The following is an 18,405-nucleotide window of genomic DNA, read 5'->3' on the forward strand; positions in this document are numbered from 1 at the left end:
ATTTCGATTAGTGATTATTTCTGTGAACAAAAGTATGAGATGAGAGACAGGAAAGCGTTTACTATATTCTCAAAGAGGTGTACACATGCTCAAGAACATGTTTTTAAGAGGATGATATTAGGGAATGATTTTAGAAGAGGCAGAGATATTCGTATTTATATGCTGTTACAGTTTAAATGATTGGTTTATAGTTGAATAGACAGTGTGTTGAAGTGTATTATATTCTCATAAGTGTATAGTATAGTTTCTTTGAAGAGTGAAAAAGAAACATATAAAGATAAAAAAATAAGAGGCCAAACTCAAAAATATAATTTGAGGAAACCTCTTGTTTTTTCTTTTTAATAAAAATAATACTGTAAATCCTATTTCTTCACGTACGGATAATCTATCGTACATAATCTGTCAGAGTTTGTTTGATAGAGGTGAAGCCGTTAAAAAGAAATTTGTTAGACACCCTCTTTTCGTTATCGGTTTGGTATACTGTCTTTATAAATAGTAATTGTCCTTTTTCTTGTTGAATCATTCTTGATACTGGTTACATCTCCCCGGGTCGTGAAATACACATAGTTTCCCAGATCGAGAAAACGGTACACTTTCACTCCGTCGTGCTCGAACAGATAACTGATTTCATAAGTCTGGTTATTTTCCGATTTTCCACTTTTCAGTGGAATACCTGCATAGCAGGAAGCTAGTCCCGTTATGCAGAAGAAAAGAATAAAGGTCCGAATCAATGTTTTCATAATCATTTCTTCACGTGCGGATAATCAATCGTATAATGCAGTCCGCGGCTTTCTTTGCGTTCCATCGCCTGACGCATAATCAGATAACCCACATTCACCATATTACGCAATTCGCAGATTTCTCTGGACGCTACGCTACGTTTGAACAGGCTTTCAGTCTCTTCGTAGATAATATCGAGTCTGTCCCAGGCACGTTTCAGACGGAGGTCGCTGCGGACAATACCTACATACGTACTCATAATCTGGTTCACTTCTTTCATGCTTTGCGTAATGAGCACCATTTCTTCCGGCGAACGGGTTCCTTCATCGTTCCATTCGGGAATATCTTCATTATAAGAATATTGATCGACCACTTGTAGACTGTGTTTGGCGGCAGCGTCGGCATATACGACTGCTTCTATCAGTGAGTTGGAAGCCAGGCGGTTGCCCCCATGCAATCCTGTGCAGGAACATTCTCCCACGGCATAAAGACGTTCGATGGAAGATTGTCCGTCCAGGTCGACAAGGATACCTCCGCAGAGATAATGGGCGGCCGGGGCTACCGGGATATAATCTTTCGTGATGTCGATGCCCAGGCTAAGACATTTCTCGTAGATATTGGGGAAGTGTTTCTTTGTTTCTTCGGGATCTTTGTGGGTGACGTCCAGATATACATGGTCGTCTCCACGGTTCTTCATCTCGTTGTCGATGGCGCGTGCCACGATGTCACGGGGAGCGAGCGAAAGACGGGGATCATATTTCTGCATGAACTCTTTGCCGTCCATTGTACGCAGTACACCTCCGTAACCACGCATTGCTTCCGTTATCAGGAAAGAAGGGCGGTCTCCCGGATGATACAGGGCGGTAGGGTGGAATTGTACAAACTCCATATCCTTCACCGTACCTTTGGCACGGTAAACCATGGCGATACCGTCTCCGGTAGCGACTAGCGGGTTAGTGGTTGTTTTATAAACGGCTCCTACTCCACCGGTAGCCATCAGCGTCACTTTAGCAAGATAGGTATCTACTTTTCCCGTTTTCGGATCGAGGATATAAGCACCATAACATTTGATGTCCGGTGTCTGGCGGGTTACAGTCACTCCCAGGTGATGCTGTGTCAAGATTTCAATGGCAAACTGGTTTTCGATGACCGTGATATTCGGATGGCGTTGTACGGCTTTAATCAGGCTGTCTTGAATTTCTGCTCCTGTATTGTCTTTATGGTGAAGAATACGGAACTCCGAGTGTCCGCCTTCGCGGTGCAAGTCAAATTCGCCTTTCTCGTTTTTGTCAAAATCCACTCCCCACTTAATCAGTTCTTCAATTTGTGCGGGAGCTTCGCGCACTACCTTTTCTACTGCGGCACGGTTACTGATCCAATCGCCGGCAATCATTGTGTCTTCAATGTGCTTGTCGAAATTATCCACCAGAAGGTTGGTGACGGAGGCTACACCTCCCTGGGCGAAGTACGTATTGGCTTCTTCCAGCCCACTTTTACAGATAAGAGCAACTTTACCTTTGTGCGCCACTTTCAGCGCAAAACTCATACCGGCAATTCCGGAACCGATAACGAGGAAATCGAATTTTCTTACCATAATCTTGTTATTTCTCACCGCAAAGCTACAAAATAAGTTACTTCGTTGTACTTTTCGTTGTCACTAATTCATAAAATTGCTACCTTGCAGGCAAAAATCTGACAAAATGAATCGAATTTTTCATGCCCGCATCGCCTGGTACCAATATTTCCTGTTGGTGGTGCTTACTGTGAATGCCGTCGGCGCATTGTGGTGTAAGTATATCTTAGTGGCGGTACTGTTTATGTTGATGCTGATTGTAGTGATCGAACAAATTATACACACTACTTATACATTGACAACAAACGGTGATCTGGAAGTCTCACGTGGTCGTTTTATTCGCAAGAAGATCATCCCGCTTTCCGAAATTACCGCAGTCAGGAAATACCATTCCATGAAATTCGGCCGCTTCTCGGTGACGGATTATATCTTGATAGAATACGGAAAAGGGAAGTTTGTTTCGGTGATGCCTGTCAAGGAACAGGAATTTGCAGAACTACTCGAAAAGAGAATGTTTGAAAAGAAGATAAAAGAGTAACTGATTATATACTATGAAATATCAAGTGATTATCATCGGTGGCGGTCCTGCGGGATATACGGCTGCCGAAGCTGCCGGTAAAGGCGGTTTGAGCGTATTGCTTATCGAAAAGAATAGTCTGGGTGGCGTCTGTCTGAACGAAGGCTGTATTCCTACGAAAACATTGTTGTATTCGGCAAAGACTTATGACAGTGCAAAACATGCATCGAAGTATGCAGTCAATATCCCGGAAGTCTCTTTCGATTTGCCTAAGATAATAGCGCGTAAAAGTAAGGTAGTGCGTAAACTGGTGCTGGGAGTGAAAGCGAAGCTGACTGCCAACAATGTTACAATCGTATCGGGAGAAGCGCAGATCATTGATAAAAATACGGTTCGCTGCGGGGAGGAAATTTACGAAGGGGAGAACCTGATACTTTGTACAGGCTCGGAAACTTTCATTCCCCCTATTCCGGGAGTGGACGCGGTGAACTACTGGACGCACAGGGATGCTTTGGACAGTAAAGAATTGCCGGCTTCTTTGGCTATTGTTGGTGGCGGGGTAATCGGTATGGAGTTTGCGTCGTTCTTCAATAGTTTGGGAGTACAGGTGACGGTGGTTGAGATGATGGACGAAATCCTGGGTGGAATGGATAAGGAGCTTTCCGCTTTGCTCCGTGCAGAATATACAAAACGAGGTATTAAATTCCTGCTTAGTACGAGAGTGGTCGGCTTGTCGCAAACGGAAGAAGGAGCTGTTGTTTCTTATGAGAACGCAGAGGGAAACGGCAGTGTCATTGCAGAAAAGCTGTTGATGAGCGTCGGTCGCCGTCCTGTGACGAAAGGTTTCGGGCTCGAAAACCTGAATTTGGAGCAGACAGAGCGTGGCGCTATCAGAGTTGACGAAAAGATGCAGACTTCTGTGCCGGGCGTGTATGTTTGTGGTGACCTGACAGGATTCTCTTTGCTCGCTCATACGGCTGTTCGTGAAGCGGAAGTTGCCGTACATTCCATCTTGGGAAAGGAAGATGCCATGAGTTATCGGGCTATTCCGGGCGTAGTCTATACCAATCCGGAGATTGCCGGAGTGGGTGAAACGGAGGAATCGGCCTCAACGAAAGGAATCAATTATCAGGTTATCAAACTTCCGATGGCTTACTCCGGTCGTTTTGTGGCGGAGAATGAGGGCGTGAACGGAGTCTGCAAAGTATTGTTGGATGAACAGCAGCGGGTGATTGGCGCTCATGTGTTGGGAAATCCGGCTTCGGAGATTATCACTCTTGCGGGCACTGCCATTGAGCTCGGATTGACGGCAGCGCAATGGAAAAAGATTGTTTTCCCGCATCCTACGGTAGGAGAAATCTTCCGGGAAGCTCTATAAACGGATTCCGATATCTGACATCGTTCATTGATGAAGATACCTATCTGATTCATTGATGAGGGGGTATCTCACTGATAAATCGAATATATGATGAGAAAATATATAATCACTCCGGCCTTATTGGCAATAGTTTGTATGGTGATGTGTCATTGTACATTCAATCGTAAAGCGTCAGTTGCCGCAAATGAATATTTGATTCAGGGCGAATTGGCCAATCTTCCCGACAGCATTGTGATCGGCCTGTATGAGGAAGACGGAAGTATTCTCAACTGTGTATGGAGAGATACGCTTATGAATGGACAGTTCTCTTTCCGCGACACGGTTTCTACCACACGGAAAATGCTGATTATGTCTGATAATCGGGGCTTCCCGGGTACATGGCTGGAAGTGTGGATCGCACCGGGAGAATACATCGAAATCAAGGGGCAGGACAAACTGGTGAAAACATGGGAAGTAGTAAGCGATGTGCCGGAACAGCAGGAAGAAAACCGCTTTACGGCTTGCGCGATGGCCCAACAGAAAGAACTGATGCAATACATGGCAGCAGAATATGACTGGCAACGGATGATGTTCATAGACCATCCGGGCGACCGGGAGTTTGAAAGCCAGGCCTGGGCCAAAATAGATTCTATCCGGAAACTGTCAATGCCGTTGCAGCAGGAAATCTGGAAAAAGGAAATGGAATACATGGAAGAAGCGCCCGTCTCTCCGGTGTGGATGGACAGATTATTGTTATTTGCTTCCATGATGAAATATGAAACCATCATACCTTATAAAGAAGAGGTAAAAAAACTCTATGCCCGAATGTCCGAAGCCGATAAACAAACAGATGACGGACAGGAGATTACAACCTATGTTTATCCTCCCACTACAGTAGGGATTGGAGATATGATGGTGGATGGAGACCTATATGATGCGAATGATTCTCTCCGTCATATTTCCGAGTTCAAAGGAAAATTCATCTTACTCGATTTCTGGAGTAGCGGGTGTGGTCCTTGCGTGGAGTCGATACCCGAAATGGAGAAGGTGATGGATCTGTACAAGGATAAAATGACTGTGATTAGTATTAGTGAGGACCCGAAGGCACGTTGGAAAGAGTATATCAAGACGAAAGGAATGGGCGGTAACCAGTGGAACGAACTTCGTAAAGGACGTACCGGTCTTGCCCTAAATTATCAGGTACGGGGAATCCCTCATTATGTATTGATTGCCCCTGATGGAAAAATCCAGGATGTATGGTCCGGCTATGGCGCCGGTTCGCTTCTTGGACAGGTAGAGAAAAACTTGAAATAGATAGAGGTAAGATACGATCATTTGTTGATGTCATAAACAGTGTTATATGAAAAAAAGTCTTTTGTTAGTCGCCCTTTCAGTTTGTTTGTTGCCACTTTGGGGACAACAGAATTTCTCCCGGATAGATTCGCTTATCAAGAAGATGCTCCCCGAAGCATCCGAAGTCGGCATATCCGTCTACGATCTGACGGCTAAGAAATCACTTTATAACTATCGTGCGGAGAAACTTTCACGTCCTGCCTCTACCATGAAGCTGTTGACGGCTATTACCGCACTTTCCCGCCCCGAAGCCAACGAGCCTTTCCGCACCGAAGTATGGCACGATGGCGTGATAGAGCATGATACCTTGCAAGGCAACCTGTATGTGGTAGGCGGATTCGATCCGGAATTTGACAGCCAGTCGATGGATTCATTGATAGAAGAGGTAATCACTTTCCCTTTTTCGGTTATTAACGGGCAGGTCTATGGTGACGTTTCAATGAAAGACTCCCTTTATTGGGGCAGCGGATGGGCGTGGGACGATACACCTGCGGGTTATCAGCCTTATCTCTCTCCGCTGATGTTCTGCAAGGGGACTGTACAGGTTTCCGTAGTTCCATCCACGGTGCAGGGCGATACGGCAAGTGTTTCCTGCCAGCCTCTGTCTTCTTATTATACAGTGACGAATCAGACGAAAACACGTACCTCTTCTGCCGGGAAATTCTCTTTCACAAGAGACTGGCTGACGAATGGAAACAACCTCCTTATTTCGGGTAATGTCACTTCGATTCGAAAAGATGATGTCAACATCTATGATTCTCCCCGTTTCTTTATGCACACTTTCCTGGAACGCCTTCGTGGGAAAGGAATCACGACTCCCCAGTCGTATGGCTTTGCCGAATTACCTCGCGACAGTGTGAGAGTAGAGCGTATGGCTTGCTGGAACACTTCTGTGCAGAAAGTGCTGAACCAACTGATGAAAGAGAGTGATAACCTCAATGCGGAAGCATTTCTTTGTCGCCTGGGAGCGCAGGCTACGGGAAAGAAGCAAGTAGCTGCCGAAGATGGTATTGTCGAAATAATGAAGCTGATCCGCCGCCTGGGGCATGACCCGAAAGATTATAAGATTGCCGACGGTTGCGGACTGTCCAATTATAATTACCTCTCTCCTGCCCTGCTGGTGGACTTTCTAAAATATGCGTACTCGCAAACAGAAGTGTTTCAGATGTTGTATAAATCACTTCCCGTTGGTGGGGTGGACGGAACTTTGAAATTCCGGATGAAAGGTACTCCTGCTTTTCGGAATGTTCATGCCAAAACAGGCTCGTTTACGGCAATAAATGCGCTTGCAGGCTATCTGAAGATGAAGAACGGACATGAAGTGGCATTTGCCATTATGAACCAGAATGTACTTTCGGCGGCTAAAGCGAGAGCATTTCAGGATAAGGTGTGTGAGGTGATTATTGGGAAATAGGCTGATATGAATACATTAGCCCGTACAACCAAAGTGGAATTCCGTTGTTGAATCCGATTTCTATGTTGTCAAGGAGCAGGTACTATTCTCCATGGAGGGCTCTTTATTGATTCTTCTACAAAAAGACAATTGTATTCTCTAATAAGCAAAAATCGTAGGATTTTGTTTACCAGAGAATACAATTATACTTGTTTTGAATCGAATACTGTAAATTCTATACTCTATATTATATTTACTTTGAGTATTCAGCCCAATTAGTATTCTTCATATCGCCACTCTTAGCCAACTCTGCGTGCATACCAAGTGCAGCCTGAATAGCGTGTGGAGTCTGTGCCCGGTTACCGGCCAGTTTGAGGTAATCCCAAAGAAGCTGTTTGTAGTCAGGATGTGCACAGTTTTCGATGATGGCTTGTGCGCGTTCTTTCGGGCTCTTGCCACGAAGATCGGCAACACCTTGCTCGGTGATAACGATGTTGACATCGTGCTCCGTGTGGTCGTGGTGGGATACCATCGGTACGATCGCGCTGATCTTCCCTTCTTTGGCCACAGACGGACAAGTGAAGATAGAGATGTAAGCGTTGCGGGTAAAGTCTCCCGAACCACCGATACCGTTCATCATTTTTGTTCCGCCGATATGGGTAGAATTTACGTTGCCGTACAGGTCAACTTCGATGGCTGTATTGATAGAAATGATACCGAGGCGGCGTACTATTTCCGGGCTGTTTGAGATTTCCGACGGACGGAGAACCAGTTTGTCGCGGAAGAAATCCATATCGTTGTAGATGCCTTCCAGACAGTCATTTGTAACAGTCAGTGAACAGGCGCTACCGAATTTGATGCGTCCTTCGCGAATCAATCCGATCACGGAATTCTGGATTACCTCTGTGTACATTTCGAATGCAGGAATCGTTTTATCACGTCCCAATGCACCGAGTACGGCGTTGGCGATGTTTCCTACACCTGATTGCAAAGGCAAGAAACTGGACGGGATAATACCGCGTTTCATGTCGGCTGCAAGGAAGTCGGCAACATTCTGGCCGATTTTGTCGGTCAACGGATCAGCGGCAGCGAAAGAACGCGCTTCGTCCGGCCAGTTGGTTTCCACTACGCCTATAATTTTTTTCGGGTCTACCTGAACGTAAGGCAGTCCGATACGGTCACTCGGTTTATAGATCGGTATTTCGCGGCGGTAAGGCGGGTCGAGCGGTTCGTATACGTCGTGCATACCCATACCGGATTTGCTGTGTGCGCTATTCAACTCCACGATGATCTGGTCGGCAAGACGGCAGATGGTCGGGGCGATGCCGCCGGCGGCAGTCAGATAAATTTTTCCGTCCGGAGTTACTTCGCAGGCTTCGATGATGGCTACGTTCACTTTGCCCATGAACCCGTAGCGCACTTCCTGTGCCATTTGTGAGAGGTGTATGTCGTTGTAGGCAATCTCTCCGTTGTTCACAGCTTTGCGGAAGTCGGCGTTGGTAGTATAAGGAGCGCGGTAGCGGATGGCTTTGGCACGTGACAGTACGCCGTCACAGGATTCCCCTGTCGATGCGCCTGTGAAAATTCCTACTTGAAACGGGTTTCCTTTCGCATGTTCTGCTTCAGCAATTTTTGCGAGTTCGGCTGTTACAGCCTTGGCCGTTCCGGCGGGAGTAAATCCGCTTAGGCCGATGTTGTAGCCATGTTTGATTAGGCTTGCAGCTTCCGCTGCCGAAATACGATTGAGTGACATAAATAGTAAATTTCGTGTTAAATACAGTTGATATTTTTATTGATAATTAATTCTCTGTTTGTACGGCCTTGTACCAATGCTTGGCAATGACTCGTCACATAATGATTCGAAACTCAATGAGTTTACGGGCTCTCTCAATACTTCCGTTGAAGTATCTCTCCCCAGATAATAGCGCGGCGGGCTTCTTCTGCGGAGTGAATCGTGAAATCATGTTCGTTATCAGTTGATTCGGTGTGAGAGTTATAATGAGAACCTTGTTGGGAATTTCGTTTATCTTGCGCGGCACTGTTTGCCAGGGATGCGGAAACGGATATTTCTTCTTTTTTTCTTTTCTGCTGCGTTGCTGGTTTCGCCGTCTGTTTGGGAGACTGTTGCGGTGGCGTCTGTTTCAGGGGTTTAGGCTGGAATAATTCTTCCAGCGACTTGGGGCCACCCCATGCCTCGGACATAGGAACTGCATCCGGAGCTACTTCAACGGGGGATGGCATCGGGGAAACGGGGCGTTTATTCTTAGCTTTTTTCGATTTACTATTCTTATTCACCTCTTTGAATATTCCCACAAGAATGACACCTGCTATCAAGAGAAATTTCAAAAAATCTTCCATTGTGTTTCACTGCTAATTAGTTATCTGCCAAAGTTACGTATTTTATCTGGTTCAGGCTAACATTTTATTATGAAAAAAGGGCAGCTTCACAGCTCCCCTTAATTTTTTTAACCTAAACCTTAACTATGAAAAAATCTAATGTTTCTTTCATTGCACAAATGTGAAAAATAAATTTAAATTTGCCAAGCATATCGCCTAAAAATGTTTATTCTCTTAACATAAATTACAAATTTGCTTGCCAAATCATAAGTTTTTGCGTTATTTTGATATCAATTCACTACTTATTGAAAGCGAAGCCGTATCTTTGCATCCGAATTTTTAAACTAAGATTTGAGTATGAACGAATTAACGGGAGCGGACTTTAAATCCGCAACTGAAATGAAGGATGACAACAAAAAGTTGTTTATCGAAACCTATGGCTGCCAGATGAACGTAGCCGACAGTGAGGTGATTGCCTCGGTGATGCAAATGGCGGGTTATTCCGTAGCCGAAACGCTGGAGGAAGCCGATGCCGTGTTTATGAATACCTGTTCCATCCGCGACAATGCGGAGCAGAAGATTCTGAATCGCCTGGAGTTTTTCCACTCGCTGAAGAAAAAGAAAAAGCATCTGATTGTAGGTGTACTGGGCTGTATGGCCGAACGGGTAAAGGATGATCTGATAACGAATCATCATGTAGACCTCGTTGTGGGGCCGGATGCTTACCTGACGTTGCCCGACCTGATTGCGGCCGTAGAAACCGGTGAAAAAGCAATCAATGTGGAACTATCTACTACCGAGACTTATCGGGATGTGATTCCGTCGCGTATCTGCGGCAATCATATTTCGGGTTTTGTATCCATCATGCGTGGCTGCAATAACTTCTGCACCTATTGTATCGTGCCCTATACTCGTGGACGCGAGCGCAGCCGTGACGTAGAAAGCATCCTGAATGAAGTAGCAGACCTCGTGGCGAAAGGCTATAAGGAAGTCACCCTGTTGGGGCAGAACGTCAACTCTTACCGTTTTGAAAGACCGACAGGCGAAGTGGTTACTTTCCCGATGTTGCTCCGAACAGTGGCCGAGGCTGCTCCGGGAGTGCGTATTCGTTTCACGACTTCCCATCCGAAGGATATGAGTGATGAAACGCTGGAAGTGATTGCGCAAGTTCCGAATGTGTGTAAACATATCCATCTGCCTGTGCAGAGCGGCAGTTCGCGTATTCTGAAACTGATGAACCGTAAGTATACCCGTGAGTGGTATCTGGACCGGGTGGCAGCTATCAAACGTGTCATCCCCGATTGCGGACTGACTACCGATATTTTCTCCGGTTTTCATTCTGAAACGGAAGAGGATCATGCCTTGTCACTTTCGCTGATGGAAGAATGTGGATATGATGCTGCTTTCATGTTTAAATATTCCGAACGTCCGGGAACGTATGCGTCCAAGCATCTCGAAGATAATGTGCCCGAAGAGGTGAAAGTCCGTCGCCTGAACGAGATTATCGCTTTGCAGAACCGTCTGTCTGCCGAATCCAACCAGCGTTGCATCGGTAAAACGTATGAGGTGCTTGTGGAAGGTGTTTCCAAGCGTTCGCGCGACCAGCTGTTCGGTCGTACGGAGCAGAACCGTGTGGTGGTGTTCGACAGAGGTACGCACCGTGTCGGTGATTTCGTCAACGTGCGTGTCACGGAGGCCAGCTCGGCTACGCTGAAAGGGGAAGAGGTTGCTGCGGATTAGTTTGTTGCAGAATTTTAGGACCGAACAAGTGTTGCGTGGATTAGCATAGACTATTCCATTTAATATACTTCTCACTGTAGAGGATGCGAAGGGCACAGAGTTAGAGAAAAGCTCTGTGTCCTTCGTGTTTTCTGCACTCTCCATATTCTTCATATCTTGCGTGCTCTCTCTATGGTGAGACTTACATCATCATGTGCCTTCTGATGGAGAACTTCACAATCGCCATCGCATTGATGGACGCGAATGGAATATCCATCGGCTCATGATGAGTATTATAGCTCACGAGCTTGAGATACCCTTCTTTTTCCGAACGATTCACGTACTTCACCGCCAGATACTCGTCTCCGTCAATCATAAACGACACCAGGTATATTTCCCCGTAAATCACGTTGTCGAAACTGCTAATTTCCTTGTATCCGATAATATCTCCCGATTTCAGTATGGGATACATGCTGTCTCCGTTGACGTAGACCGCCCCGTCGCAGACGGAAATATTGGGAATCCATATCTTCCCCAGTGCATATTGCTGTTTGTTGGTGAATAATGTTTTCAGGTTCGCCGCCGCCGTAATATCGTATAATGTCACGCTACGGTCGTCTATTGGTTCGGGCGTTTTCGGATTGTGTATAATTTCGACTTCTCCCTGTACCAGCTCGCTTTGGCAAAATCTCGGCTGATGTTTCGGATTTCCTTTTCCCAATAATAGCCAGTTATAGTCCACCTTGTCTCCGAATTTGTCAAGCAGCAGACGGAAATCAATACTGTTTCGTGCTCCCCAATTGGTAACTGTTGCTCTCGAAACTTCCAGGTATTCAGCTAGTTCGCTGTCTCTCTTTAAGTTCAATGCCTGTTTGGCACGCTTGATGATACCTAATACATCCAAATTTGTATCCATTCTGTTTTTTTATTTAAAAGACTAATCTCGGATTTACAAATGACAGCTATAAAAATGGCTGCCTCAAAAATATGTTTACTATATGTTTATAATCAATGATTTGTGAAATAGTTGAGATTTAATATTGAAAATTGCTATTTTATTTATGAAAAATATTCTATCTTTGTCTCATTGATTAATAGAAAACGTTTCAAAAATATAAATTAAAAACGGATATGCCATGCAATACTTCAAGAAAAACACAAAAAACTTGAAATTTTCTCATCCGCCACCTGCGGAAAGCTTACTGATACCTGTTAACAGCTATTCTCTCAAGTGTTAATAGCTATTTCTCTAACCATTAATATCTGAAACGCCAGATGTTAATACCTGGCAATAGGATAACAAAAGGATAACATATTGTATACGAATACTCCGTATTTGAATGATTACAGACCTGACTGATAAAAACTAGCATTTATAATTTATAATTGGATAACAAAATGAAAAGCTCAAAAGTACAAACACTGTGCGTTTGCGGATGTTGCAAACGCTCTCTTCCGGCAAGTGCCTTTTATATCAATAAGAAAACCGGTCTTCCCGGCAACTACTGTAAGGAATGTCGTAAAACTGTCAGCCGGAACCACCGGAAGAACGAGAAACGCTCCCTGGCATGCAACAGGGAAAGCAGTTATCCGGTAATTACCTCTACAGAAGATCCCACGTTGCGGCGGGAACTTATTCTGCATGCCCTTGAAACCGTAGCTGCCAGCATTGAACGGAAAAGGCGGAAAGTCCGTGAATCGGAATTTGAATCCGAATCAGGTTCTGAATTCCAATCCGAATCAGTCTTTGAATTGGAATTAGAATCAAAATCAGGATCAAAATTAGAATTGGCAGACTGATTTATAAAAACAATTTATATCATGGGACGAATAAAACAAGGGCTTGACTATTTCCCTTTGAATACCGATTTTATGCACGACCGTGTCGTACGCCGTGTGATGAAGCGTGAAGGCGATTCCGCCTTCACGATCCTGCTCTATACCCTGTCTTATCTATATTCGGGCGAGGGTTATTATATTCATGTCGATGATGACTTCTATGACGAACTCTCCGACCAGCTCTTCAGCACGGATAACGATAGTGTCCGCCGGGTGCTTCGTCTATTTGTGGAGTACGGTTTCTTCGATTCCTCTCTCTACGAACGTTACGGCATCCTGACTTCCGCCGACATTCAGCGGCAGTTCCTTTTTATCACTAAACGCCGCAGCCGCCGTCATATTTCTCCGGACTACTGTCTGCTGCCGGATGAGGAAACCGTACACTCCATCCTTCCGGATGCTGTTGCAGAAACCCCGGATATTGTAACGCAAACCCTCGATACTGTAACAGAATCCCCGGATACTGCAACAAAAAGCAGTCTCATAAAAAGAAAAGAAAAAGAAAGGAAAGAAAATATCCTCCCTAACCCTCCTTTGCCCAAAGGAGGGGATGAGGAAGAAGAAGGAGGAGATTTTTCTAACAGAAAACCGGCAAAGAAGAAACGTGAACTGACACAGTCGGATATTGACCGGATGCAAGCTCCTGCTGACGGACACCCGCGCAACCTTTCCGGACTGTTGGATAACCTTCGCCTTTATCATATTCCTCCCTCCGAACAGTATGCAATCGTACTGAAAAGTAATTACGGAGAAATCGGTGGTAAGGTTTGGAAGGGTTTCGGTGTCATTCGGGCAAGTGCCGGAAAGATCAAACTGCCCGGTCATTATTTGTTGAGTGTCCTGAATAACTGAATTAATGAGGAATATGATGCTATTATGTTGTGTAATGTATTGTAAATTAGTGGTATAGTAACAATTTTTCATATTAACGAATTTATTAACGCACACTTTTAAAATCTCTTGCACAGACAGAAATAAGGTCTTATATTTGCATTGTCGATAAGCTTAAAGACACAGACAAACTAGAATTATTAACGACTAAAAACTATTACAATTATGCCAGTATTGTACAAACCCTTCCAGTCAACTCTGGAAGACAAAAAAAGCGGTAAAAAACTCTTCTATCCCCGAGTTGTACGTTCGGGAAACGTGGATTCCGCACAACTTTCGAAAGAAATAGCAGCCTACTCTTCCCTCTCTCCGGGTGACGTAAAAAACACACTCGACAACCTGGTGACGGTGATGGGGCAACACTTGCAATCTTCGGAAAGCGTAAGCGTGGACGGTCTTGGTACCTTCCGTATGGTGATGGTGGCTCGTGGCAAAGGTGTGGAAACTTCTGACGAAGTGTCGGCTGCACAGGCTACGCTTACCGTCCGCTTCCAACCGACAACGACTAAGAATCATGACCGCACTACCGCTACCCGTTCGATGGTGACCGGTGCGAAGTGTGCCCGTTATGATAAACTTGTTTCCGATGCAGGTAGTGCAGGAGGTGGCAACTCCGGTGGAAGCGACAGGCCCGGTGGAGGCGGTAATGAAGGAGGCGGAGAAGCGCCCGATCCGGCTGCATAAATGACGTCACGGCAGTGAGTAGTACACAAAATGTAAACGACAAATTTCGTAGGCTTAACTAAACATTTGACTTTTAACTAAACTAGAAATCATCCACTAACATGAGGATTATCAACTTGATTGTGGTGCATTGCAGCGCCACGAGGGAGGATTGTACACTTTCTCCGGAAGATTTGGACTGGTTACACCGGCGGCGTGGATTCAACGGAACAGGCTATCACTACTACATCCGCAAGGATGGAACAGTGCACCTCACCCGTCCGCTTGAACGTATCGGCGCACATGCAAAAGGTTTCAACGCTCATTCAATAGGTATCTGCTATGAAGGTGGTCTGGACTGCCGGGGACGCCCGGCAGATACCCGGACTCCGGCACAACGGGCTACGCTCCGGCAACTCGTTGGGCAACTACAGGAGAAATTCCCTGGCTGCCGGGTATGCGGACACCGGGATCTTTCACCGGACTTGAACGGAAACGGTGAGATAGAACCGGAAGAATGGATTAAACAGTGCCCGTGCTTTGAGGTGGCAAAGGAATTCAATGAGCTCGGAGCATTTGCCGATAGAACTGATGAGACTGGAAGTACGGAGAAACACAGAGTAACACAACACATTAAAGAACAGAAAGGAGGTAAATGATGGCAATGAAGAAATCAGTATGGGATATGATCCTGAAGGTGGTTATCGCAGTGGCTTCGGCTTTGGCAGGCGTTTTGGGCGCTAATGCGATGAATTTGTAAAGCAGAAAATTAAGTAGTAGTCCTTCCATAGATCATGATTGTGTGAAATGGAAGGACTCTGCTAATTCATTTTGTATTGACTAAACTATTTTATTGATAAATAATAGAAAAAACGAGTTATGAATAATCTATATACGAATAAAAAAATAATACTAAAGAGGCTGTTTCTTATATTATCAGCCTTTTTCGCGGTTTTATCTGCTAAGGGGCAGAGTGAAGATGGAATAAAGCTGGATGTTCCACGACTTGTACCACTTTCCCCAACGGCTACGGCTATGGTGAAATATCAGTCTTATCCTATAGATCATTGCACAGGAGTGCCTGACATAACAATTCCCTTGTATGATATAGTTGCAGGGGAGGTTACCATACCTGTTACTTTGTCTTATCATGCTTCGGGGCTTAAGCCCAAAGAAGGAAGCGGATATGCGGGAGCAGGATGGACATTGAATCTCGAACCGTCTATAGCCCGCCAGGTGATCGGGGTAGCAGACAATGACTATTATGGATGGTTTGATCGATATTTTTCTCAAAATACAGTCCCCGGTGATGAAAGAGACCGATTGATTTATTATGGGGAGATGGTAGATAATAAACGGGATACGCGTCCGGATAAGTTCACTTATAAGTTGCCGGGTGGCGGTGGAAGCGGATATTTTTCAGACAGGTCTTCCCCTCTTATTACTGTGCCTCATAACAGCGATGTGGTAAGGTATGCTGAAAGTGATATGAATATAACAGATGGAAATGGAGTCAAATATCTGTTCAATGGCGTACACGAGACGATGAATGATATTATTACCCGCTGGATGTGTACCTCTATTTGTTCAGCCCGTTATCCACATCCTACATTGGTTAGTTTTCAGTATCAAACCCTTCAGAATCAATGGGAACCTAGTGCTTATTATAATTTGAATGACAGGCTGGTCTTTGATGAAAGGGATAAAGACGGGAGTCCCAAATTGTATCTGATGGAACAAAAAAGCGGTGGCAATAACTATTATCAAATTACGGCAGGCAGATCGTCAGGTTCTTCCTCCTTGCCCAATGCCAATAAAGAGAGCGTTTCGAGCTATGTAGCGAATATGAGTTACCCGTCAGGTAGTTACTGTGCGGAGGGTAGGATGAGTACTACCCGATTGGCACAGGTGAATTTTATGGGAAACAGATTGTCTGTCAGTTATAAAGCAGTAGGTGAAGTGCCTAACAATACAAGTGTATTAGATAAAATGCAAGTGACGGATGAGAATGGAGAACTGGTGCGTACCATTAACTTTTATGTAACTCCCTATAATGGAAAAACCTCTTTGACTAAACTTGATTCTGTACGTATCTCCGCTCCCGGTGTAGAATCGCAAACTTATTCATTCAGGTATGTGGGTGTAAACAGCGTTCCTTCCATCTATACGAAGGCTGTAGATCATTGGGGATTTATGAACGGTTCGGAAGCGAGTGCTAATGGTAGTAAGTTGACAGTGCCGAACTTTTCGAAAAGAATACCTTTACCGGATACCAATAACACGGGAAGAAAAGACACTGTATTATTTGAGAATGCAGTCGGAATAGACCGTGAAGCGTCTGGTAACATTGTGGGTATTCTTGACCGGATAACAGATCCGCAAGGTATTGAAACCTCTTTCTCTTACGAAGGCAATTACGGCGCGTTTCGTGACAATAGCCAACAGCCGGAGTATCGAGACTACCTCTATCCGGTTGGCGGATTGCGGGTGAAGAGTATAGAAACCTATGATCCGAAGACAAGGAAAAGGCTCTGTAAGAATTATAGATATGGCCTGACGGTTATCAATAATGAGAAGTATGAATCCGTTTGGGGCGGCGGTGCTATTAAACACATAGTTACAGAGCGTGATTATTGTTCTACGGTAACGCAAGTAATGGACGACGGGCAAAGCCTTTGGAACGAATATTTGACAGTCTATCATTCGATGCCTGTCTCTAATATTACCTTTCGTAACGGAAGTCCGGTAATGTACAATATTGTCAGTGAAGAGATATTGGGAGGAGGCATTTCACAAAAGACCGTCTATTACTATGATGTGGATGCACATGCTTTTGAGGACGTTCTGCATTGGGAAAGTGGGGAGAATACATCCGCTTCTGTCCGGGAGTTTATGTTGAATCAACCGGAAAGCGTATTGAATCGACTTGGGCGGATGCTTCCCGGACATCCTTATGAACCTTCTGATGATTTTGTTACAGGCTATTTTGAGACCAATCAGAGAAATGGGGCTCTTATGGGTATAGACCGTTTCGACGGGCAAGAGCTAGTGTCATCTACCCGATACGAATATAAAAAAGTAATCGCGGGCCCGTATAATATTCCTGTGGATCTTCCTGTCCGGAAGCTGATAGTGGATGTTGATTTGTACATGAAAAAACCGAATAGCCTGCTTGGCAAGCCGGTATTTGTGGCTGACAATGACAATACCCATTCTGCTACGAATATGAGGACTACTTATTATTTGGATTGTGAAACGTATTGGGCACTTGATAAAGAAACGACACAATATTATTGCAAAGTGAACGGGAGACAACGGGTAATGTCGACGGAAAAGCAATATGCGTATGACGACCGCCATCTCTCCAATCCAGGTTCTTCGTTGAAGCCACGTAGGGTGGACTTTACAAACAGTGACGGCGTACAATTCTCGGATCATTATACTTATCTGGATGGTTATCCTGCCATACTCTCTTTGCATAAACACGTCGAAGACGAGCAATGCACGGAAAAGAGGATCTTGTTTAAGTCCGGCACCTGCCTCCCGGTGAGGGTGCAATTTAAAACTGACCGAATGGCGGACTTTCGTGATGAAGTCGTTTACCAATCGTATGACAGTAATAGTAATGTATGCGAAATTATGGCAAAAGACGATACGCCTGTTCTCTTCATTTGGGGATATCGCAACCGCTATCCTATAGCCAAGATAGAGAATGCTACCCGGCAGCAGGTGAGTGTGGCGCTTGGTTATGATGGAGACATCGAAGACGTTTTCGGTGATTGGGCCTCACTTGCCGTACCTACTGAAGAGATATGGGATAAGATAAACTCTCTTCGTGAGAGACTTCCCGGTAATACGCGGGTTACCACCTATGAATATGTCCCTTTGCAGGGAGTTGTTTCCATTACCGATCCCAATAATGTCATAACGAAATTTGAATATGATAATTATAGTCGGCTGACAGATAGTTATTATCTGGATGCGGACGCCCGTAAGGTAATGCTTCAACAGTATATTTATCATTTTGGTAAATGATAAGTAAT

16 protein-coding genes are annotated in these 18,405 nt (G+C 44.9%); 11 read left to right on the top strand and 5 right to left on the bottom strand.

Annotated features, from left to right (window positions below):
* Positions 1-464: 464 nt before the first annotated feature.
* The gene (locus DWZ47_RS12455; protein WP_117513346.1) at positions 465-740 is read right to left on the bottom strand and encodes a DUF4884 domain-containing protein; all 276 of its coding nucleotides are present in this window, start codon (positions 738-740) and stop codon (positions 465-467) included.
* A gap of 2 nt (positions 741-742) precedes the next feature.
* On the bottom strand, positions 743-2,314 hold the full coding sequence (gene nadB / locus DWZ47_RS12460; RefSeq protein WP_004298834.1) for an L-aspartate oxidase: 1,572 nt from the start codon (positions 2,312-2,314) through the stop codon (positions 743-745).
* A gap of 106 nt (positions 2,315-2,420) precedes the next feature.
* Between nadB and DWZ47_RS12465 the strand changes: the two genes are divergently transcribed.
* The 4 genes from DWZ47_RS12465 to dacB all read left to right on the top strand — a co-directional run bounded on the left by DWZ47_RS12465 (position 2,421) and on the right by dacB (position 6,934).
* Positions 2,421-2,831, top strand: a complete 411-nt coding sequence (locus tag DWZ47_RS12465; protein ID WP_004302851.1) for a PH domain-containing protein — start codon at positions 2,421-2,423, stop codon at positions 2,829-2,831.
* Positions 2,832-2,844: 13 nt separating this feature from the next.
* Positions 2,845-4,188, top strand: a complete 1,344-nt coding sequence (lpdA, locus tag DWZ47_RS12470; protein WP_117513320.1) for a dihydrolipoyl dehydrogenase — start codon at positions 2,845-2,847, stop codon at positions 4,186-4,188.
* 90 nt (positions 4,189-4,278) lie between these two features.
* Positions 4,279-5,481, top strand: a complete 1,203-nt coding sequence (locus tag DWZ47_RS12475; protein WP_117513348.1) for a TlpA family protein disulfide reductase — start codon at positions 4,279-4,281, stop codon at positions 5,479-5,481.
* 46 nt (positions 5,482-5,527) lie between these two features.
* The gene (dacB, locus tag DWZ47_RS12480; protein ID WP_074638645.1) at positions 5,528-6,934 is read left to right on the top strand and encodes a D-alanyl-D-alanine carboxypeptidase/D-alanyl-D-alanine-endopeptidase; all 1,407 of its coding nucleotides are present in this window, start codon (positions 5,528-5,530) and stop codon (positions 6,932-6,934) included.
* A gap of 232 nt (positions 6,935-7,166) precedes the next feature.
* Here dacB and DWZ47_RS12485 read toward each other — a convergent pair whose 3' ends face one another.
* Together DWZ47_RS12485 and DWZ47_RS12490 are read right to left on the bottom strand one after the other, a co-directional pair.
* Positions 7,167-8,666 (bottom strand): acetyl-CoA hydrolase/transferase family protein, encoded by a 1,500-nt coding sequence (locus DWZ47_RS12485; RefSeq protein WP_004310132.1) that lies wholly within the window; start codon positions 8,664-8,666, stop codon positions 7,167-7,169.
* A 134-nt stretch (positions 8,667-8,800) separates the two neighbouring features.
* Positions 8,801-9,271 carry a ferrichrome ABC transporter substrate-binding protein gene (locus DWZ47_RS12490; protein ID WP_117513322.1) on the bottom strand — a complete coding sequence of 157 codons (471 nt, stop codon included), beginning with the start codon at positions 9,269-9,271 and terminating at the stop codon, positions 8,801-8,803.
* Between the two features lie 336 nt (positions 9,272-9,607).
* Between DWZ47_RS12490 and miaB the strand changes: the two genes are divergently transcribed.
* Positions 9,608-10,990 (top strand): tRNA (N6-isopentenyl adenosine(37)-C2)-methylthiotransferase MiaB, encoded by a 1,383-nt coding sequence (gene miaB / locus DWZ47_RS12495; protein ID WP_117513324.1) that lies wholly within the window; start codon positions 9,608-9,610, stop codon positions 10,988-10,990.
* Between the two features lie 181 nt (positions 10,991-11,171).
* Here miaB and DWZ47_RS12500 read toward each other — a convergent pair whose 3' ends face one another.
* Positions 11,172-11,885: a S24 family peptidase gene (locus DWZ47_RS12500; protein ID WP_008775392.1), complete on the bottom strand. Its 714-nt coding sequence runs from the start codon at positions 11,883-11,885 to the stop codon at positions 11,172-11,174.
* Positions 11,886-12,367: 482 nt separating this feature from the next.
* Here DWZ47_RS12500 and DWZ47_RS12505 point away from each other — a divergent pair, with 482 nt between their 5' ends.
* The 6 genes from DWZ47_RS12505 (at position 12,368) to DWZ47_RS12525 (ending at position 18,397) form a co-directional block, all read left to right on the top strand.
* On the top strand, positions 12,368-12,769 hold the full coding sequence (locus tag DWZ47_RS12505; protein ID WP_004302867.1) for a hypothetical protein: 402 nt from the start codon (positions 12,368-12,370) through the stop codon (positions 12,767-12,769).
* Between the two features lie 21 nt (positions 12,770-12,790).
* Positions 12,791-13,660, top strand: coding sequence for a DUF4373 domain-containing protein (locus DWZ47_RS12510; RefSeq protein ID WP_117513326.1), 870 nt, complete (start codon positions 12,791-12,793; stop codon positions 13,658-13,660).
* Positions 13,661-13,864: 204 nt separating this feature from the next.
* Positions 13,865-14,383 carry an HU family DNA-binding protein gene (locus DWZ47_RS12515; RefSeq protein ID WP_117513329.1) on the top strand — a complete coding sequence of 173 codons (519 nt, stop codon included), beginning with the start codon at positions 13,865-13,867 and terminating at the stop codon, positions 14,381-14,383.
* Positions 14,384-14,484: 101 nt separating this feature from the next.
* Positions 14,485-15,021, top strand: coding sequence for an N-acetylmuramoyl-L-alanine amidase (locus DWZ47_RS12520; RefSeq protein ID WP_117513331.1), 537 nt, complete (start codon positions 14,485-14,487; stop codon positions 15,019-15,021).
* A 5-nt stretch (positions 15,022-15,026) separates the two neighbouring features.
* Positions 15,027-15,122 (top strand): smalltalk protein, encoded by a 96-nt coding sequence (locus DWZ47_RS30430; RefSeq protein ID WP_005681936.1) that lies wholly within the window; start codon positions 15,027-15,029, stop codon positions 15,120-15,122.
* Between the two features lie 119 nt (positions 15,123-15,241).
* Positions 15,242-18,397, top strand: coding sequence for a hypothetical protein (locus DWZ47_RS12525; RefSeq protein WP_004307786.1), 3,156 nt, complete (start codon positions 15,242-15,244; stop codon positions 18,395-18,397).
* Positions 18,398-18,405: the final 8 nt, after the last annotated feature.

Origin of the sequence: Bacteroides sp. AF32-8BH (assembly GCF_003435205.1) — a bacterium.
GTDB classification, from domain to species: domain Bacteria; phylum Bacteroidota; class Bacteroidia; order Bacteroidales; family Bacteroidaceae; genus Bacteroides; species Bacteroides ovatus.